14 protein-coding genes are annotated in these 19,400 nt (G+C 65.5%); 3 read left to right on the top strand and 11 right to left on the bottom strand.

All coding sequences use genetic code 11. From position 1 onward, the window contains the following. Positions 1–15: 15 nt before the first annotated feature. From fusA to rpsL, 3 genes are read right to left on the bottom strand one after another with little or no spacing between them, the layout of a single operon-like run. On the bottom strand, positions 16–2,088 hold the full coding sequence (fusA, locus tag WDN01_04740) for an elongation factor G (protein ID MEJ0025316.1): 2,073 nt from the start codon (positions 2,086–2,088) through the stop codon (positions 16–18). 21 nt (positions 2,089–2,109) lie between these two features. Next, positions 2,110–2,580 (bottom strand): 30S ribosomal protein S7, encoded by a 471-nt coding sequence (gene rpsG / locus WDN01_04735; protein MEJ0025315.1) that lies wholly within the window; start codon positions 2,578–2,580, stop codon positions 2,110–2,112. Between the two features lie 13 nt (positions 2,581–2,593). Continuing rightward, positions 2,594–2,965: a 30S ribosomal protein S12 gene (gene rpsL / locus WDN01_04730; GenBank protein ID MEJ0025314.1), complete on the bottom strand. Its 372-nt coding sequence runs from the start codon at positions 2,963–2,965 to the stop codon at positions 2,594–2,596. A gap of 453 nt (positions 2,966–3,418) precedes the next feature. Between rpsL and WDN01_04725 the strand changes: the two genes are divergently transcribed. The 3 genes from WDN01_04725 to WDN01_04715 are packed head-to-tail and all read left to right on the top strand — an operon-like array spanning position 3,419 to position 4,678. Continuing rightward, complete coding sequence (locus WDN01_04725; protein MEJ0025313.1) at positions 3,419–3,802, top strand: hypothetical protein; 384 nt, start codon at positions 3,419–3,421, stop codon at positions 3,800–3,802. Then, the gene (locus tag WDN01_04720) at positions 3,783–4,427 is read left to right on the top strand and encodes a helix-turn-helix transcriptional regulator (GenBank protein ID MEJ0025312.1); all 645 of its coding nucleotides are present in this window, start codon (positions 3,783–3,785) and stop codon (positions 4,425–4,427) included. Before WDN01_04725 ends, WDN01_04720 begins: the two co-directional genes overlap by 20 nt. Beyond that, entirely contained in the window at positions 4,424–4,678 is a 255-nt protein-coding gene (locus WDN01_04715) for a hypothetical protein (protein MEJ0025311.1), read from the top strand. The genes WDN01_04720 and WDN01_04715 overlap by 4 nt, the downstream gene beginning before the upstream one ends. Positions 4,679–4,787: 109 nt before the next feature. On the opposite strand, the gene WDN01_04710 is transcribed toward WDN01_04715, so the two are convergent. From WDN01_04710 to rpoB, 8 genes are all read right to left on the bottom strand, one after another. Continuing rightward, a complete protein-coding gene (locus WDN01_04710) occupies positions 4,788–5,471 on the bottom strand; it encodes an energy transducer TonB (GenBank protein MEJ0025310.1) in 684 nt (227 codons plus the stop codon). Between the two features lie 2 nt (positions 5,472–5,473). After that, complete coding sequence (locus WDN01_04705; GenBank protein ID MEJ0025309.1) at positions 5,474–6,634, bottom strand: PepSY-associated TM helix domain-containing protein; 1,161 nt, start codon at positions 6,632–6,634, stop codon at positions 5,474–5,476. Continuing rightward, a complete protein-coding gene (locus WDN01_04700; protein ID MEJ0025308.1) occupies positions 6,631–7,308 on the bottom strand; it encodes a Fe2+-dependent dioxygenase in 678 nt (225 codons plus the stop codon). The genes WDN01_04705 and WDN01_04700 overlap by 4 nt, the downstream gene beginning before the upstream one ends. A gap of 19 nt (positions 7,309–7,327) precedes the next feature. Next, entirely contained in the window at positions 7,328–9,745 is a 2,418-nt protein-coding gene (locus WDN01_04695; protein ID MEJ0025307.1) for a TonB-dependent receptor, read from the bottom strand. Positions 9,746–9,836: 91 nt separating this feature from the next. Beyond that, positions 9,837–9,965 (bottom strand): hemin uptake protein HemP, encoded by a 129-nt coding sequence (locus WDN01_04690; protein MEJ0025306.1) that lies wholly within the window; start codon positions 9,963–9,965, stop codon positions 9,837–9,839. A gap of 127 nt (positions 9,966–10,092) precedes the next feature. After that, entirely contained in the window at positions 10,093–10,608 is a 516-nt protein-coding gene (locus tag WDN01_04685) for a methylated-DNA--[protein]-cysteine S-methyltransferase (protein ID MEJ0025305.1), read from the bottom strand. Positions 10,609–11,056: 448 nt separating this feature from the next. Beyond that, positions 11,057–15,313: a DNA-directed RNA polymerase subunit beta' gene (rpoC, locus tag WDN01_04680; GenBank protein MEJ0025304.1), complete on the bottom strand. Its 4,257-nt coding sequence runs from the start codon at positions 15,311–15,313 to the stop codon at positions 11,057–11,059. Next, complete coding sequence (gene rpoB, locus WDN01_04675; GenBank protein ID MEJ0025303.1) at positions 15,306–19,388, bottom strand: DNA-directed RNA polymerase subunit beta; 4,083 nt, start codon at positions 19,386–19,388, stop codon at positions 15,306–15,308. Before rpoB ends, rpoC begins: the two co-directional genes overlap by 8 nt. Between the last annotated feature and the right edge of the window lie 12 nt (positions 19,389–19,400).

The following is a 19,400-nucleotide window of genomic DNA, read 5'->3' as shown; positions in this document are numbered from 1 at the left end:
CGATGTGGCGCGTGATTAGGCGTATTTCGCTTTGATCTCGTCCGCGATGGTCTGCGGCACTTGGCTGTAGTGATCGAATTCCATCGAATACTGCGCGCGGCCCTGGGTCTGCGAGCGCAGCTGGTTGATGTATCCGAACATGTTGGCGAGCGGCACCATGGCCGAGATCACCGCGGCGTTGCCGCGGGTGTCCTGGCCCTGCACCTGGCCGCGGCGGCCGAGCAGATCGCCGATCACGCCGCCGGTGAACTCGTCCGGCGTCACGACCTCGACCTTCATGATCGGCTCGAGCAGCTTGACGACGCCCTTGCTCGCGAGCTCGCGGAACGCCGCGCGCGCCGCGATGTCGAAGGTGAGCGCGTTGGAGTCCACCTCGTGGTACTTGCCGTCGGTCAGGGTCGCCTTGAAGTCGATCACCGGGAAGCCGGCGAGGAGGCCCGATTCCTTCTGCGCCTTGAGGCCCTTTTCGACCGAGGGGATGAACTCCTTCGGGATCGAGCCGCCGACGATGTCGTTCTCGAACACGAAGCCCGAACCCGGTTCCAGCGGCTCGAAATCGATCGACACTTCGGCGAACTGGCCCGAACCGCCGGTCTGCTTCTTGTGGGTGTACTTGATCGAAACCGGCCTGCTGAGCGTCTCGCGATAGGCGACCTGCGGCGCGCCGACATTGGCGTCGACCTTGTAGGTGCGCTTCAAGATGTCGACCTTGATCTCCAGATGGAGCTCGCCCATGCCCTTGAGGATGGTCTGGCCGGATTCCTGGTCGGTCGAGACGCGGAAGGAGGGATCCTCCTGCGCCAGACGCACCAGCGCCATGCCCATCTTCTCCTGGTCGGCCTTGGTCTTCGGCTCGATCGCGACCTCGATGACCGGATCGGGGAATTCCATGCGCTCCAGGATCACCGGATTGTTGGGATCGCACAGCGTCTCGCCCGTGGTCGTGAGCTTGAGGCCCGCGAAGGCGACGATGTCGCCCGCATTGGCTTCCTTCACGTCCTCGCGGGAGTTCGCGTGCATCAGGAGCATGCGGCCGACGCGCTCGGTCTTGTCCTTGACCGAGTTGAGCGCGGCGGTGCCCGAGGCGATCGTGCCGGAATAGAGCCGCACGAAGGTGATCGAGCCGACGAAGGGATCGTCCATGATCTTGAAGGCGAGGCCGGCGAAGGGCGCCTTGTCGTCGGCGGGACGCTCGACCTCGTTGCCCTTGGGATCGGTGCCCTTGACCGGCGGGATGTCGAGCGGCGACGGCAGGTAGTCGACGACCGCGTCGAGCAGGGGCTGCACGCCCTTGTTCTTGAAGGCCGAGCCGCACATCACCGGCACGAAGGCGAACGCCATCGCGCCCTTGCGGATGCAGCGCTTCAGATCGGCTTCCGACGGCTCGGTGCCGTCGAGATAGGCCGTCATCACGTCGTCGTCCTGCTCGACCGCCATGTCGACCAGGGCGGCGCGGAGCTGCTTGGCCTTGTCGGCGTATTCGGCCGGAATCTCGACCTCGTCGAACTTCGCGCCGAGCTGCTCGTCGTGCCAGATCAGCGCCTTCATCTTGACGATGTCGACGATGCCCTTGAAGTCGCTCTCCGAGCCGATCGGCCAGGTGATGACCATCGGCCGGGTGCCGAGGCGGTCGATCATCATGTCGATGCAGCGCTGGAAGTCCGCCCCGGTGCGGTCCATCTTGTTGACGAAGCAGATGCGCGGCACGTGGTACTTGTCGGCCTGGCGCCACACGGTCTCGGACTGCGGCTCGACGCCGGCGACGGCGTCGAACACCGCGACCGCGCCGTCCAGCACGCGCATCGAACGCTCGACCTCGATGGTGAAATCCACATGGCCGGGCGTGTCGATGATGTTGATGCGGTGGTCTTTCCAGAAGCACGTCGTGGCGGCCGACGTGATCGTGATGCCGCGCTCCTGCTCCTGCTCCATGAAGTCCATCGTGGCGGCGCCGTCGTGCACTTCGCCGATCTTATGGGACTTGCCGGTGTAGTAGAGGATGCGCTCGGTCGTGGTCGTCTTGCCGGCGTCGATATGCGCGGCGATGCCGATATTGCGATAGCGTTCGAGCGGAGTGGTGCGGGCCATGGTTCTAACTCTTCCGGAGCTTTACCAGCGGTAATGGGAGAACGCGCGATTGGCGTCCGCCATCTTGTGGGTGTCTTCGCGCTTCTTGACGGCGGTGCCGCGGTTGTTGGCGGCGTCCATCAACTCGCCCGAGAGGCGGCCGGTCATGGTCGGCTCGTTGCGGCCGCGGGCCGCCGTGATCAGCCAGCGGATCGCGAGCGCGCGGGCGCGGTCGGTGCGGACTTCGACCGGCACCTGATAGGTGGCGCCGCCGACGCGGCGGGACTTCACTTCGATCGCCGGGGCGACGTTGCGCAGCGCCTCATGGAAGACCTGGATCGGATCGGTCTTGGTCTTCTGCTGGATGGTGTCGAAGGCGCCATAGATGATGCCTTCGGCGGCGGACTTCTTGCCGTCATACATCAGGCTGTTCATGAACTTGGCGAGGACGAGGTCGCCGAACTTGGCGTCCGGGGTGATCTCGCGTTTATCGGCGCGGCGGCGGCGTGACATCGATCAGTGCTCCTTACTTGGGACGCTTGGCGCCATACAGGGACCGGCGCTGCTTGCGGTCCTTGACGCCCTGCGTGTCGAGCACGCCGCGGATGATGTGGTAGCGAACGCCGGGAAGATCCTTCACGCGGCCGCCGCGGATGAGCACGACCGAGTGCTCCTGCAGATTGTGGCCTTCGCCGGGGATGTAAGAGAGGGCTTCGTAGCCGTTGGTCAGGCGAACCTTCGCCACCTTGCGCAGGGCCGAGTTCGGCTTCTTGGGCGTCACGGTATAGACGCGGGTGCAGACCGCGCGCTTCTGCGGGCACTCCTGGAGCGCCGGCACCTTGTTGCGCCTGGGCTTCTCGCCGCGGGGCTTGCGGATCAACTGATTGATCGTCGGCATACCTATTCCCACTTTTGCGCGGCTATGCCGCGCGGGCTTCCAAACTTGGACGGCTTTCACCGTCCGGCTTCGACGAGCCTTGGCGACCATCGCCAAAGCCGAAACAAAATCCGGTGCCGGCCTGAAGGCCCGCCCCGGTTGAGCGCGGAGGACTGAGGGGTGGCCCCTGAGTCGCGCGTTTAACGCTCTAAACTGGCTTTCCGACAGCGTTTTGGGCGATTTGCGCCCAACGACCTGTCCCTGAAAGGTCGCGCCTTATATTCGGGGGGCATGGGGGCGTCAAGCGCGGGACGACAGGAAATTTCGCGGGCAATTGGCCCGCTCCTCGGACGATCCCGGAGGGAAAAAACTCGCGTCCTAAGGTTGTGGCCCGCGCGGCGTGGGGCAAAATCGCGTGGGGCTACTATCCAAATATTCCGTATAGGTTATTGACTGGTCGGGGGTGCCGCCTATATGCCTTTTGACGATTATCGGTTTACGAACCGGACAAACGGCAAGATCCTGCGTTTGCTGAAGAAATATGCCCGTAGGAACCTGAAGGCCGTGGCCAAGCTGCGGCTGCAGCTCGACGGCTTTGCCGCGGCGGAGCTCGAGGATGTTGAATGCGTGCACCCTTCACCCGGCGGCGTCGAGATTTTCCACGTTCCGCCGCGGTTCCACGGGCCGTATGACGGCGCCATGTTCGCGCTCGTCCGTGTCGATCATACGCGCAATACGGTGTGCATCGGACATGTCAGCGAGCCCGACAAGCTTCCACCCTTCGCCGACGAATTCGCGCGCCTGATCCAGGCGGCCCTTGCCTATCCGGAGAATGACGATGACCAAGAACAAGAATAAGCCTCCCGGATTGTCCGGCGCGCTGCAAGCGTTCGACGAAGACCTCGCCGTCGACGTGCCCGGCTATGCCAAGGCACTGGCCGCGGAGCGCGAGGCCGAGGCGTCGGTCGATGCCCAATGCAAAGCCATACGCGCCATGTTTCGCAGAAAGCGCGAGGCGAAGGGCCTCACACAGGGCGATCTCGCGGCGAGGATGGGTGTGATGCAGCCGGCAATCAACAAGATCGAAAACGGCGACGGCGACATCGGAATAAAGACGCTCCTGCGCTATGCGGCGGCGCTGGAGGGCGAGCTTTCGGTCGGATTTTCGGAACCCGACGCCCCCTCGCAACATCCCCGTCCCGCGGCGCCGGCGCATGCCGTTGGCTGGGCGAAATACCGGACGGTCCGTCCCCAATTGATCGAATGCGTCCTTCTGAGCGTCGACGGCGTGCCGGCTGCCAGGATCGCGCGGGAGACCGGCCTTCCGCACCGGACCGTGGTCTCGACGCTTCAGGAAGCGGTCGCCAAGTTGCAGTCTTCCGCCGGCAATGCCGCATCCGGCAGCGCCCATAATCGCGTCGCCAAGGAGCTGAAGAAGCAGGTCGCGGCGCAGATCGATCATTATCTCGCGGAATTGAAGTGATCTCGCTGTCCGATGCGGCAGGCGCCGTCGGCGGTATCGCGCTCGCGATCCCGCCCCTGAACGATCTCAGGCAGCGGATCGAGCGGGCCCGGCAAAAGGAAGGCTCCAAGCTGTTCGATTCCATCCGGGAGGTCACGCTTCAGGTCTACGACGAGAACCGCGCCTCGGTCGCAGGATGGGAGGCGCTTTGCCTGCTCGGCGGTGCATTTCTCCTGGCGGCCTCGTTCGTCCTCAAGATGGTCGACTTTTAGGCCCGCCGGCGGTTCAGCTCAGCGCCACGACCTCACGCATCGCCATCGCCATCAGGCCGATCTGCGGCGCCGCCGGATGCCCGCCTGCGCGGGCATGACAGTTGTCCTTCTAATGCAGCGAGAACTCGATCGGGACGACGGCGTTGATCGTGTCCTTGCCGAAATCGGCGGGGATCGGCGGCAGGGGCTGGGCACGCTGGATCAGGGCCAGCGCCTCCTCGTCCAGCGCCGGCTTGCCCGAGCTGCGGCTGATGTCGAAGGTCGTGACATGGCCGGTCTTGTCCATCACGAAATGCAGCATCACGACGCCCTGGATGCGCGCCGCGCGCGCCGCGGGCGGATAGTGCTTGTAGCGGTTGAGATAGCCCAGAAGTTGCGCGAGATAGCTTTGCTGGGTCTCCGCCGGCGCGACGGACGGCACCGGCTCGGCGGGCGCGGCCGGCGGCGGCGCGACGGGAATGTGGATGGATTGCGTCGGCGTCTCGGGCGCGATGTCGATCTCGGGCATCGGCGCCATGTCGAGGCGGGGCCGGACGAGCGGCAGCGGCCTGGGCGGCTCAGGCGGCTTGGTCGGCTTGTCCTCGGCGACGCTGACCATGATCGGCGGCGGCGCCACCGCCTGCCGCACCTTGATGCCCGCGAACACGATCACCGCGACGACAATCACATGCAGCGCGATGGTGAAGCCGAGGCCGATCGCGCGGCCGGCATCGAAGCCGCGCGGCGGCTGCGTGCGCAGGAAGGACGGCAGGTGCTCCATGTCGAGGGGCTTCTCCTCCATGGCGACGTGCATGTTCACGGCGCGGCTCCTTCCGCCAGCGGCGCGTCCATCGCGATATGGGCCCGGCGCTTCTTGATCCACATGGTCACGCCGGTGACGACGAAGACGAGCGGGAGGAAACCGCTGAGGAAGACGAGGAAGCGCCAGACCGGGCCGAGCAGCGGATCGCCGTCATGCACCGGGCGCTGCCAGGCGACGAAGCCGTCGGCGAAGGACAGCGATCCCGGATCGCGCACCGCCATAACCGTGGCGCGATAGGGATCGACATAGACCATGGTCTGCAGCGGCGTCCTGCCGGCGGTCGAGGCGAGCGCGACGCTGATCGCCTGGGTCTTGCGGCCGGGCAGCATGACCGAGCGGGGGACGCCGCCCGGCACCGCGGCAAGCGCGACGCGGACCGCCTCGTCGGCGCCGATGCGCGGCGCGCCGTGCACCGGCTCGACTTCGGGACCGGTGCGCAGGTTGAAGGCGGGCGTGGCCCCGCCGCCGGTCGCGGCGCGCAGCGTCTCCGGAAAGGCGATGCCGACGCCGGTGAAGCTGACCAGGATGAAGACGACGAAGCCCCAGATGCCGACGGCGGCGTGCAGTTCGCGGTGGAAGCGCAGGCCCCGGGCGGTGCGGCGCACGAGGAAGGCGTATTTCCACAAATGCGGCTTGGGCCACCACAGCACCAGGCCGGTGAGGCCCAGGATCACCATGCCGATGCCGAGCCAGCCGACCAGCGGCCGGCCGTCGCGGCCGAGGAGGAGGCCGCCATGCAGGTCGTGGGCGAACTGCACCAGCGGCGACATCGCGGAGGCGCGCGTGCCGATCGCCTTGGCCGAGACCGGATCGACGAAGACGGTCGCGCTTTGCTGGGGGCGGCGGGCGGCGCCGCGCCCTGCCCCGTCGCGCTGGGCCGGCAGGAAGCGGATCATGGCCGGATCGCCCGGCTCTTGGGGAAGGGTGAGGAAGACGTTGCCCTTGGCGTCGGGCGCCGTTTGCCGCGCCGCCGCGAGAACGGCATCGAGCGGCTGCGGCACGCCGGTCGCCGAGGCACGCGGCGGCGGGGCGGACAGCCCGTCCAGCTCTTCGTGGTAGACGAGCACGCTGCCCGACAGGCCGAGCGCGACGAACAGCACGCCCAGGACGAGGCCGATCCACATATGGACCTGGAACAGGATGCGGCGGATCATGTGTCGGCCCATTGACGGATGAGGTTGTGATAGACGCCGGTCAGACGGACGACCTCGGCGTTGTCTCCGATGGACTTGCGCAGGTTCTGGATCGCGATATCGAGATCGAACAGCAGCGCGCGGCGCACGTCGTCGCGCACCATGCTCTGAATCCAGAAGAAGGACGACCAGCGGCTGCCGCGCGTGACGGCCGTGACATGGTGTCGGCTGGTGCCCGGATAGAGGACCATGTCGCCGGCGGGCAGCTTCACCGACTGGTTGCCATAGGTGTCCTCGACCACCAGTTCGCCGCCGTCATAGTCGTCCGGCGCGGTGAGGAAGAGCGTCGCGGAGATGTCGGTGCGGAAGCGCAGCGGCGTGCCGGCCGCGAAACGGATCGAATTGTCGATATGGGTTCCGAAGGTCATGCCGGGGTCGTAGCGGTTGAACAGCGGCGGAAAGACCCGCAGCGGCAGGGCCGCGGCGGTGAACAGCGGGTTGCGGCCGAGCTTTCCGAGGACGAGGTCGCCGAGCTCGCGGGCGGCCGGCGAATTCTCCGCGAGCTGAAGGTTTCTCTTCGTGCCCGCCGACTGTTCGCCGGCCGTCACCTTGCCGTCCACCCAGTCGGAGGCGGCCATCACCTCCCGGCAATGGGCGACTTCCTTGGCCGTGAGAACGGCGGGAACGCGCACCATCATCGGGAGGCGGCCTTCTTCATTGCGCCCAGCCCACCGAGAAGATGAAGGTGCGGCCCGCCGCCGGCGTGCCGCGGTTGCCGAAGGACTGGGAATAGTAGAGCCGGTCCGCCAGATTGTTGACGTTGAGCTGGAGGCGCACCTTGTCGATCGTGTAGGCCACGACCGCGTCGAGCTCCACCGTCTCCGGAATCTCGACGACGCGGCCGAGCGGATAGGTCGCCGGGTTCGGCGCGGTATAGCCGTTGAAAAGATGGCTCTGATAGAACAACCCGCCGCCGAAGGACAGGCCCCGCAGCAGCTCGACGGCGTTGTAGTCGACCCACAGCGAGGCGGAATTCTTCGGCACGAAGGTGATCTGCTTGCCGATGTTGAACGTCGTGGTGTCGAAGGTCACGACCGGGTCGAGATAGGTGTAGGATGCGGTGACGTACAGGTGCTCCACCACCTCGCCGGTCGCCGAACCCTCGAAGCCCTGCACCCGCTGCTTCTGGCTGGATTGCAGCAGGACGTCGCCGGTGGCGGGGTCGATCTGCAGCGCGTTCGACTTGGTCTCCTTGAACACCGCGCCCGAGAGACCCAGCGCGCCATCGAACAGGGCGAATTTGGCGCCGAGCTCGATGTTCTCGCTCTTGTCGGGCCGGAGCGCCGATACGGCGGCGGATGGCGGGTTTGGCGATCCGACCACCGACGTGCCTTGCGGCGTCGCCGCCTTGCCCCAGGAGAAATAATAGGTCTGGGTCTCATCCGGCTCGAACACCAGGCTGGCGCGCGGATCGAACAGGAAGGACGGCATCTTGAGGTTGGCAAAGGGATAGGGCGCGCCCGGCGTGCCGACCGTCACCGTCTTCCAGTTGGCGCGATACTGGTCGACGCGCAAGCCCGCGATCAGCGAAAGCTGATCGGTGAACCAGAGCCGATCGGTGGCGAACGCCGCCAGGTCGGTCGCCGCGGCGCTGGAATAAAGCACGCTCGTGGCGGTATCGCTGCCCAGATTGGTGGGCGTGGGCAGGATCGGCGCATAGCCCGGCGGCGTCTGATGATTGAAGCCGAACAGCGGGAAGCCGATATTTCCGCGCGAGGCAACGTTCGTTCCGGGCGGGCTCAGCTGGTAGGTATAGGTCGCCGGATCGGGCAGCGAATAGGCGTAAACCGTGCGATCCGCGGTCTGATACGAGGCGTCGAGGCCGACGATCAGCACGTTGTGGAAGCGGCCGATGTGGAAGTCGGCATTGGCGCTGGCGATATCCTGCACGCCCCAGCTCGCCTGATGATAGGGACCGCTGCCGCCGGTGCGCACCAGCGTCTGGGTCGGATCGAACGAGCCCGGCGCCGCGCCGGGGTGATCGATGCCGAACAGATGCAGATTGCAGTAATGCGTCGTGATCGTGTTGTCGCAGGAATCGGTCGGCGTATAGCGGAAGTCGCGGGAATAGACGGCCACGCGGGTGTCGTTCTCCAGCGTCAGCCAGTCGACCGCGGTGTGGACGAGCTTGGCGGTCACGAGGTCCGCGGTGTTCTTGTCGTGGTCCGCCTTGAAGCCCATGTAGGTATTGCGCGGCACGCCGAATTCGGACACCGGCTTGGCGTAGATCGAGTTGGGCGGCGAGGCGACCACCAGGCCGTAGTCCTGGCGCGCCGCGGTCTGCTGATGGATCAGGCCGAGCGTGAAGGTGGTGTCGGTGCCGAGGCCGAAAGCGATGGTCGGCGCGATGCCGAAGCGCGTGGAATGGACGAGATCGCGGTCGACCACGCCGGTGTCGGTGTACATGAGATTGACGCGCACCGCGCTGGTGTCGCCGAGCTGGTAGTTGACGTCGCCCGTGGCGCGGTAGTGGTCACCGTTGCCGATCTCGCCGTTGACGATATAGCTGTCGCCCAGATGCGGCGTCTTGGTGATGGTGTTGATCGCGCCGCCGGTCGTGCCGCGGCCGAACATCAGGCCCGAGGGGCCTTTCAGCACCTGCACTTCCTCGTAAGCGAAACTGTCGCGCGTATAGGCGGCGAAGTCGCGCATCCCGTCGAGATAGACGTCGTCCTTGGCATCGAAGCCGCGGATCTTGAACTGGTCGCCGGCCAGCGTGCCGCCCTCGCCGATCGCGATGGTGATGCCCGGCACGTTCTTAAGCGCATCGCCCAGCGTGGTGGTCGCCTGCTGCTGCATGACCTCGCCGCTCACCACCGTCACCGCCTGCGGCGTGTCCTGCACGCTGGCGGTCGGCAGGCCGGGCACATGCGTGTCGTGCTGAAGGTTGTTGTTGCGCTGGTTCTGGTCCTCGACCTTGACGGGGCCGAGCACGATCGGCGCGTCTTCGGCATGGGCGGGCGCGGCGAAGAGCGGCCCCGCGGCCGCCATCAGGATGCCGGCAAGGACGAACTGAGACGCATTATCGCGCGCGCGGTCGACGAACGGCTTGGATGAGTTGGAACTAAACATGGCTACCCCTCGGCTCGGTGGAAAAACCTGGCTGGCGGAAGGGCTGGCTCGGTCACGGTTGGGACGGAGCGCAGACGGAAACGGCGTGCGCTCATTTGGTCAGGATCAGTCTGGAATTGGCGGTCAGACGCAGGCGGTATTCCTGGCCGTCGTGCAGGATGATCGCCTCGCGTCCGCCCTTCAGCAGATCGCGCAGGTCGATGCGCCGCGGCGGACGCACGGGCGCAGGAACAGGCTCGAAGGGCTGCAGGTCGGACAAAGATTACGAATCCCCAATGTTCGGACGCGGACCATAGCGAGGCGGGACCGCAGTTGCAACTTATTCGCAAGAGCAAATCTGCCGCAGGTCAGGCCGTGGCAAACAGGTCTCGGGGGCGCCCGACGACGACGCTCTCGAAGTCGAGCAGCGCGCGCTTGAGGGCGAGGCCGCCGCCGAAACCGACCAGGGCGCCGTTCGCGCCGACGACGCGGTGGCAGGGGACGATCAGCGGGATCGGGTTGGCGTTGCAGGCCGCGCCGACCGCGCGCGCCGTTTCGGGGCCGCCGCCGAGGCTCTTGGCGATCGCACCATAGCTGACGGTCTCGCCGAACGGGATTTGCGCGATTGCGGTCCAGACGGCGCGTTCGAAGGCGCTGCCCTCCTCCGCGTGGATGGCGAGGTCGAAAGTCCGGCGCGTGCCGGCGCAGTAGTCCGCGACCTGGGCACGGATAGGGGCGAGCGCGGCGGCGTCCTCGATGCCGTGTGGGTGGGCTTTGTCCGCGTGCAGCCAGAAGCGCACGACGCGGCCGTCCGCGTCGATCGCGGCGGCGAAGCGGGCGAAGCGCGTGTCGAAGGCGGACCAGCGGTGTTGGGCGTCGGACATGGCGGGAGAATGACTCCGCGCGGCGCGGCGTGCCACCCGGTTCTTGCGCCGGATTCGGACTCCGTAATTTTTCACGCGGAGGCGCGGAGTTCGACGAACCTCCGCGTTCTCCGCGTGAATCTTTGGCGCGCAAGCGCGCCGGTCGCCAATCCGCATGTCATGGCCCGCGACTGCAAGCCTCCCAGGTGACGCAAGATGGCGCCGTCGGTTTTTCGCAACGGACGTACCAACGCCTGCCAAGAATGTGCAGAGCCCAACTGGATGGCCCGTCGATACGCTGTCGCTATCAACTCGCGGGCCATGACAGCTCTTTTTGAGACATGACGGAAAACAAAAAGGGCCGCTGTCGCCAGCGGCCCTTTTCGTATCGTTCGGAGAGAGACTTCCCCCCTCCGCCGCTGTCGCTTCGCTCCAGCGGCACCTCCCCCGCGAAGGCGGGGGAGGAAAACTACTCCGCGGCTTCCTGCGGGGCCGGGCCTTCCAGCTGGGGGACGGGCGCGTTGGTCTTCGCCTGCTCCTCCTGGATCGCACGGTCGCGCTCGGTCGCCACGTGACGCAGCCGCGCGATGGCGCCGCCGGTGCCGGCCGGGATGAGGCGGCCGACGATCACGTTCTCCTTCAGGCCCTCCAGCGTGTCGACCTTGCCGTTGACGGCGGCATCGGTGAGCACGCGGGTGGTCTCCTGGAAGGACGCCGCCGAGAACACCGAGCGCGTCTGCAGCGACGCCTTGGTGATGCCCAGCAGCACGGGGCGGCCTTCGGCGAGCTTGAGGCCTTCGTCGGTCGCCTTCTGGTTCGCCTCGTCCATCTCGAGCTGGTCGACCTGTTCGCCGGCGAGCAGCGTGGTCTCGCCGCCCTCGGTGACTTCCAGCTTCTGCATCATCTGGCGGCAGATCACCTCGATATGCTTGTCGTTGATCTTCACGCCCTGGAGACGATAGACGTCCTGGATCTCCTTCACGAGATAGGTCGCCAGCTCCTCCATGCCCTTGATGCGCAGGATGTCGTGCGGAGAGGGATTGCCTTCGACGATGTAGTCGCCCTTCTCCACATAATCGCCCTCGCGCACCGAGATGTGCTTGCCCTTCGGGATGAGATATTCCGTCGGCTCCAGCTTCTCGTTCTTCGGACGCACGATGACGCGGCGCTTGTTCTTGTAGTCCTTGCCGAACTCGACGAAGCCGTCGGCTTCCGCGAGCACCGCGGCTTCCTTGGGCTTGCGCGCCTCGAACAGCTCCGCCACGCGCGGCAGGCCGCCCGTGATGTCGCGGGTCTTGGCGCCCTCGGTCGGGATGCGCGCGACGACGTCGCCGGCGCGGACCTCCGAGCCGTCCTCGACCGAGAGGATGGCGTCGACGGAGAGCGCATAGCGCGCCTCGCCGCCGCCCGGCACCTGCACGGTCTTGCCCTTCTTGTCGACGATGACGATCGCCGGCCTGAGCTCCGTCGCCTTGGCGCCGGTGCCGGTGCGGCTGTCGATCACCACCTTGTTCGACACGCCGGTCTTCTCGTCCGACACGTCGCGGAAGGAGACGCCCGAGATCAGCTCCTCGTACTTCACCGTGCCTTCGACATCGGTGAGGACGGGCAGCGAGTTCGGGTTCCACTCCGCGAGGCGGTCGCCGCGCTTGACGGTCGCGCCCTCGTCGACCTTGAGGCGGGCGCCGTACACGATGCGGTACGAGGCACGCTCCTGGCCCTTGGGATCGGTGATCACCGCCTGCATGTTGCGGCCCATCGCGATCAGCTCACCGTCGGAATTCTTGACGATGTTGCGGTTCACGAGCTTGATCTTGCCGTCATACGACGCCTCGATCTTGGACTGGCCCGCAACCTGGGCCGCGCCGCCGATGTGGAAGGTGCGCATGGTGAGCTGGGTACCCGGCTCGCCGATCGACTGCGCCGCGATCACGCCGACCGCCTCGCCGATATTGACCGGGGTGCCGCGCGCCAGATCGCGCCCGTAGCACTTGCCGCACACGCCGTCCTTGAGCTCGCAGGTGAGCACGGAACGCACGCGGACGCGCTGGATATGCGACTGCTCGATCTTGTCGGCGATGTCCTCGGTGACTTCCTTGCCGCGCTTGACGATGACGTCGCCCGTGTCCGGGTGCTTGACGTCCTCCGCCGCGGTGCGGCCCAGGATGCGCTCGCTGAGCGAGGACACGACCGTGCCGCCGTCGATCTCGGCCTGGACGTAGACGCCCTTCTTGGTGCCGCAATCCTCGGTGGTGATGATGCAGTCATTGGCCACGTCGACGAGGCGGCGCGTCAGATAGCCGGAATTGGCGGTCTTCAGCGCGGTGTCGGCCAGGCCCTTGCGGGCGCCGTGGGTCGAGTTGAAGTACTCGAGCACGGTGAGGCCTTCCTTGAAGTTCGACAGGATCGGCGTCTCGATGATCGAGCCGTCGGGACGCGCCATCAGGCCGCGCATGCCGGCGAGCTGCTTCATCTGCTGCGGCGAACCGCGGGCACCGGAGTGGCTCATCATGTAGATGGAGTTCATCTCCTCCATGCGGCCCGTCTTCGGGTCGATCTTGGATTCCGAAATCTCCTTCATCATTTCAGCGGCCACGAGGTCGGTGCACTTCGACCAGGTGTCGACGACGAGGTTGTACTTCTCCTTGTCGGTGGTCAGGCCGTCCAGGTATTGCTGCTCGAACTCGCGCACCTTATGGCGCGTCTCGTCGATCAGCTTCACCTTGGTGTCGGGCACGACCATGTCGTCCTTGCCGAACGAGATGCCGGCCTTGCAGGCCTCGCGGAAGCCCAGGCCCATAACCGCATCGGCGAACAGCACGGTCTCCTTCTGGCCGCAATGGCGGTAGACCTCGTCGATGATGTGCGACACCTCCTGCTTGCGCAGGAGCTTGTTGACCAGGGCGAACGGGATCTTCGGATTACGCGGCAGGATCTCCGCGATCATCATGCGGCCGGGCGTGGAATCCACACGCAGCGTCACCGGCTTGCCCTCGGCATCGACCGTCTTGTAGCGGCACTTGATCTTGGCGTGCAGCGTGACGGAGCCGGCGAACAGCGCATGCTCGATCTCGCCGATGTCGTTGAACACCATGCCCTCGCCCGGCTCGTTCGGACGTTCCTGGCTGAGATAATACAGGCCAAGGACGATGTCCTGCGTCGGCACGATGATCGGCTTGCCGTTGGCGGGGCTGAGGATGTTGTTGGTCGACATCATCAGGACGCGCGCTTCCAGCTGGGCCTCGAGGCTCAGGGGAACGTGCACGGCCATCTGGTCGCCGTCGAAATCCGCGTTGAAGGCGGTGCAGACCAGCGGATGAAGCTGGATCGCCTTGCCTTCGATCAGCACGGGCTCGAACGCCTGGATGCCCAGGCGGTGCAGCGTGGGCGCGCGGTTGAGCAGAACCGGATGCTCGCGGATCACCTCTTCGAGGATGTCCCAGACTTCCGGCTTCTCCTTCTCCACCAGCTTCTTCGACTGCTTCACAGTCTGCGAGAAGCCCTTGGCCTCAAGCCGCGCATAGATGAACGGCTTGAACAGCTCGAGCGCCATCTTCTTGGGCAACCCGCACTGGTGCAGCTTGAGCTCCGGACCGACCACGATGACAGAGCGGCCGGAATAGTCGACGCGCTTGCCGAGCAGGTTCTGGCGGAAGCGGCCCTGCTTGCCCTTCAGCATGTCGGCGATCGACTTCAAGGGACGCTTGTTGGCGCCGGTGATGACGCGGCCGCGGCGGCCGTTGTCGAACAGTGCGTCCACCGATTCCTGCAGCATGCGCTTTTCGTTGCGCACGATGATGTCCGGCGCCTTCAGCTCGATCAGGCGCTTGAGGCGGTTGTTGCGGTTGATGACGCGGCGATAGAGGTCGTTCAGATCGGACGTGGCGAAACGGCCGCCGTCGAGCGGAACGAGCGGACGCAGGTCCGGCGGAATGACCGGAACGACGGTGAGGATCATCCATTCCGGGCGGTTGCCGGAATCGATGAAGGCCTCGACCACCTTGAGGCGCTTGACGAGCTTCTTCTGCTTCTCGCCGCCATTGGAGCCGGCGATGTCGACGCGGAGCTGATCGCGCAGCTTTTCCAGGTCGATCGCCATCAGGAGCTTGCGGATCGCCTCGGCGCCGATCTCGGCGGTGAAGCTGTCGTTGCCGTAATCGTCCTGCGCCTTGTAGAACTCGTCCTCCGTCAGGAGCTGGCGCTCCTTGAGCGGAGTGAGGCCCGGCTCGATGACGATGTAGTTCTCGAAGTAGAGGACGCGTTCCAGGTCCTTCAGCGTCATGTCGAGCATCAGGCCGATGCGCGACGGGAGCGACTTCAGGAACCAGATATGGGCGACGGGCGAGGCCAGCTCGATATGGGCCATGCGGTCGCGGCGCACCTTCTGCACCGTGACCTCGACGCCGCACTTCTCGCAGACGATGCCCTTGTACTTCATGCGCTTGTACTTGCCGCACAGGCACTCGTAGTCCTTCACCGGCCCGAAGATGCGGGCGCAGAAAAGGCCGTCGCGCTCCGGCTTGAACGTGCGGTAGTTGATCGTCTCCGGCTTCTTCACCTCGCCATGGGACCAGCGAAGGATCTGGTCCGGGCTCGCCAGCGAGATCCGGATGCGGTCGAAGGTCGGGATTTCCTTCACCGCCTGGAAGACGTTGGCCAGCTCCTGGTTGGCGCGCGCCGAGTCGCGGCGGTGCGATCTTGCTTCAGTCTCGAAAGATTCAGCCATTGAGCAGCTCCACATTCAGGGACAGCGAACGCATTTCCTTGACGAGGACGTTGAACGATTCCGGAATGCCGGCCTCGAACGTGTCTTCGCCCCGTACGATCGCTTCGTACACTTTGGTTCTTCCCGCCACGTCGTCCGACTTGACCGTCAGGATTTCCTGCAGCGTGTAGGCGGCGCCGTAAGCCTCGAGCGCCCAGACCTCCATCTCGCCGAAACGCTGGCCGCCGAACTGGGCCTTGCCGCCCAGGGGCTGCTGCGTGACGAGCGAGTACGGACCGATCGAACGCGCGTGGATCTTGTCGTCCACCAGATGGTTCAGCTTCAGCATGTAGATGTAGCCGACCGTGACGGCGCGCTTGAACGACTCGCCGGTGCGCCCGTCATAGAGCGTGACCTGGCCGGAATCGGTCAGGCCCGCCTGGCGGAGCATGTCGACGATGTCCTTCTCCTTGGCGCCGTCGAACACCGGCGTCGAGATCGGGATGCCGAAGCGCACATTCTCGGCGAGCTCGGACATGCCGGCCTCGTCGAGCTCTTTGAGGCGCTCGTCGTCCTCGTAGAACGCCTTGAGCTGCTTGCGCAGCGGCTCGTATTTGCCGTCGCGCTTCACCTTGTCCAGCGTCTCGCCGATCATCTTGCCGAGGCCCGAACAGGCCCAGCCGAGATGGGTCTCCAGGATCTGGCCGACATTCATGCGCGACGGCACGCCGAGCGGATTGAGCACGACGTCGACCGCCGTGCCATCTTCCAGATGCGGCATGTCCTCGATCGGAACGATGCGGCTGATGACGCCCTTGTTGCCGTGGCGGCCGGCCATCTTGTCGCCGGGCTGCAGCTTGCGCTTCACCGCGACGAACACCTTGACCATCTTCATGACGCCGGGCGACAGCTCGTCGCCGCGGCGCAGCTTCTCCACCTTGTCGGCGAAGCGCTTGTCGAGGCGCGACTTGGACTCGTCGTATTGCTGGCGCATGCCTTCCAGCTCGGCCATCGCCTTTTCGTTGCGCAGGCCGATCTGCCACCACTGATGCTTGGCGATGGTATCGAGCACGGCTTGCGTGATCTTGGTGTCCGGCGCCATGCCCTTGGGGCCGTGGGACGCGGTCTTGCCCAGCAGGATCTCCTGCAGGCGCGCGAAGATGTTGCGCTCCAGGATGGCGAGCTCGTCGTCGCGATCCTCGGCCAGGCGCTCTTCCTCGGCCTTCTCGATCGCCATGGCGCGCTGGTCCTTGTCGACGCCGTGGCGGTTGAAGACGCGCACTTCGACGACCGTGCCGGTGACGCCCGGCGGAACGCGGAGCGAGGTGTCGCGCACGTCGGCCGCCTTCTCGCCGAAGATGGCGCGCAGCAGCTTCTCTTCCGGCGTCATCGGGGTTTCGCCCTTCGGCGTCACCTTGCCGACCAGGATGTCGCCCGCGACGACTTCGGCGCCGATATAGGTGATGCCGGCCTCGTCGAGGTTCTTGAGGTTCTCTTCGCCCACATTCGGAATGTCGCGGGTGATTTCCTCCGGCCCGAGCTTGGTGTCGCGCGCCATCGTCTCGAATTCCTCGATATGGATCGAGGTGAAGACGTCGTCGCGCACGATGCGCTCGGAGATGAGGATGGAGTCCTCGAAGTTGTAGCCGTTCCACGGCATGAACGCGACGAGCGCGTTCTTGCCGAGCGCCAGCTCGCCGAGCTGGGTAGACGGACCGTCGGCGATGATGTCGCCCTTGCGCAGAACGTCGCCGACCTTCACCAGCGGACGCTGGTTGATGCAGGTCGAGGCGTTGGAGCGCTGGAACTTGCGCAGGCGGTAGATGTCGATGCCCGGCTTGGTGGGATCGGCCTCTTCCGTGGCGCGGATGACGATACGGGTGGCGTCGACCTGGTCGACGATGCCCGAACGGCGCGCGGCGATCGCCGAGCCGGAATCGCGCGCCACGACCTCTTCCATGCCGGTGCCGACCAGCGGCGCTTCCGGCCTGAGGAGCGGCACGGCCTGGCGCTGCATGTTCGAGCCCATCAGGGCGCGGTTGGCGTCGTCGTTCTCGAGGAACGGCACGAGGGCGGCGGCGACCGAGACGAGCTGCTTGGGCGAGACGTCGATGAACTCGACCTGGTCGGGCGTGGTCATGACGAAATTGCCGCCCTTGCGGCACGACACGAGCTCGTCGTTCAGCCGGTTGCGGGCGTCGATCGTCGCGTTGGCCTGGGCGATGGTGTACTTCGCCTCTTCCATCGCCGAGAGGTAGATGACCTCGTCGGTGACGTGCTTGTTGACGACCTTGCGGTACGGGCTCTCGATGAAGCCGTACTTGTTGACGCGCGCATAGGTGGCGAGCGAGTTGATCAGGCCGATGTTCGGGCCTTCCGGCGTCTCGATCGGGCAGATGCGGCCGTAATGCGTCGGGTGAACGTCGCGCACTTCGAAGCCGGCGCGCTCGCGGGTCAGGCCGCCCGGTCCGAGCGCCGACATGCGGCGCTTGTGGGTGAGCTCGCTGAGCGGGTTCTGCTGGTCCATGAACTGGCTGAGCTGCGAGGAGCCGAAGAACTCGCGCACCGCGGCCGCCACGGGCTTGGCGTTGATCAGGTCGTGCGGCATGACCGTGTCGATGTCGACGGCGGACATCCGCTCCTTGATCGCGCGCTCCATGCGCAGGAGGCCGACGCGGAACTGGTTCTCCATGAGCTCGCCGACCGAACGCACCCGGCGGTTGCCGAGATTGTCGATGTCGTCGATCTCGCCGCGGCCGTCACGGAGCTCCGTGAGGGCCTTCAGGATCGCCAGGATGTCTTCCTTGCGCAGCGTGCGATAGGTGTCCGGCGCGTCGAGGTTGAGGCGCATGTTCATCTTCACGCGGCCGACCGAGGAAAGGTCGTAGCGCTCCGAGTCGAAGAAGAGCTGGCCGAACAGCGTCTCCGCCGTGTCCAGCGTCGGCGGCTCGCCGGGGCGCATGACGCGGTAGATGTCGATCAGGGCCTGCTCGCGGGAGTGGTTCTTGTCCACCGCCAGCGTGTTGCGCACATAGCTGCCGATGGTGATGCCGTCGACGTTGATCGTGGTGATCTCGTTGTCGCCGGCCTCGACCAGGGTGGCGATGTTCGCCGCCGTCAGCTCGTCGCCCGCCTCGACATAGATCTCGCCCGTCTCCGGGTTGACTATGTCGAGCGCGTTGTAGCGGCCGAGCAGCTCTTCCTCGGCCAGCGCGACATTCTTGATGCCGTCTTCCTGCCATTTGCGCAGCAGGCGCACGGTGATCTTCGAGCCGGCCTCGGCGATGACCTCGCCGGTCTTGCCGTTCTTCCAGTCGGCATTGACCTTGGCGTTGCGCATCCAGCCCGGCTCGACCGGGGTGTGCCAGGTGCCGTCCTTGTGACGCTTGAAGACGATCTTGGTGTAGAAATAGTCGAGGATGTCTTCCTGGCTGAGACCCAGCGCATAGAGCAGCGTCGTCGCCGGCAGCTTGCGGCGGCGGTCGATGCGGACATGGATGATGTCCTTGGCGTCGAACTCGAAATCGAGCCACGAGCCGCGATAGGGGATGACGCGGGCGGCGAACAGGAGCTTGCCCGAGGAGTGCGTCTTGCCCTTGTCGTGGTCGAAGAAGACGCCCGGCGAGCGATGCATCTGGGAGACGATCACGCGCTCCGTGCCGTTGATGATGAAGGTGCCGTTCTCGGTCATGAAGGGGACGTCGCCCATATAGACGTCCTGCTCCTTGATGTCCTTGACGGACTTGGCGCCGGTTTCCTGGTCCACATCGAACACGATGAGGCGCAGCGTCACCTTCAAGGGCGCGGCATAGGTCATGGAGCGCTGCTGGCATTCCTCGACGTCGTATTTCGGCTCTTCGAAGTGGTAATCCACGTATTCCAGAAGCGAGGATTCCGAGAAATCCTTGATCGGGAACACGTGGCGGAACACCGTCTCCAGCCCCTCGTCCTTGCGGCCTTCCTCCGGCTTATCCACCTGGAGGAACTGGTCGTAGGAGGTCTTCTGGACCTCGATGAGGTTGGGCATCTCCGCGACCTCGGCGATCTTGCCGAAGTATTTGCGGAGCCTTTTGCGTCCGGTGAACGAGAGCGTCATTCTTGCGTCCTT

This window comes from Rhizomicrobium sp. (assembly GCA_037200985.1).
In the GTDB taxonomy this organism is placed as follows: domain Bacteria; phylum Pseudomonadota; class Alphaproteobacteria; order Micropepsales; family Micropepsaceae; genus Rhizomicrobium.
This window is presented reverse-complemented; position numbering and strand designations above follow the sequence as displayed.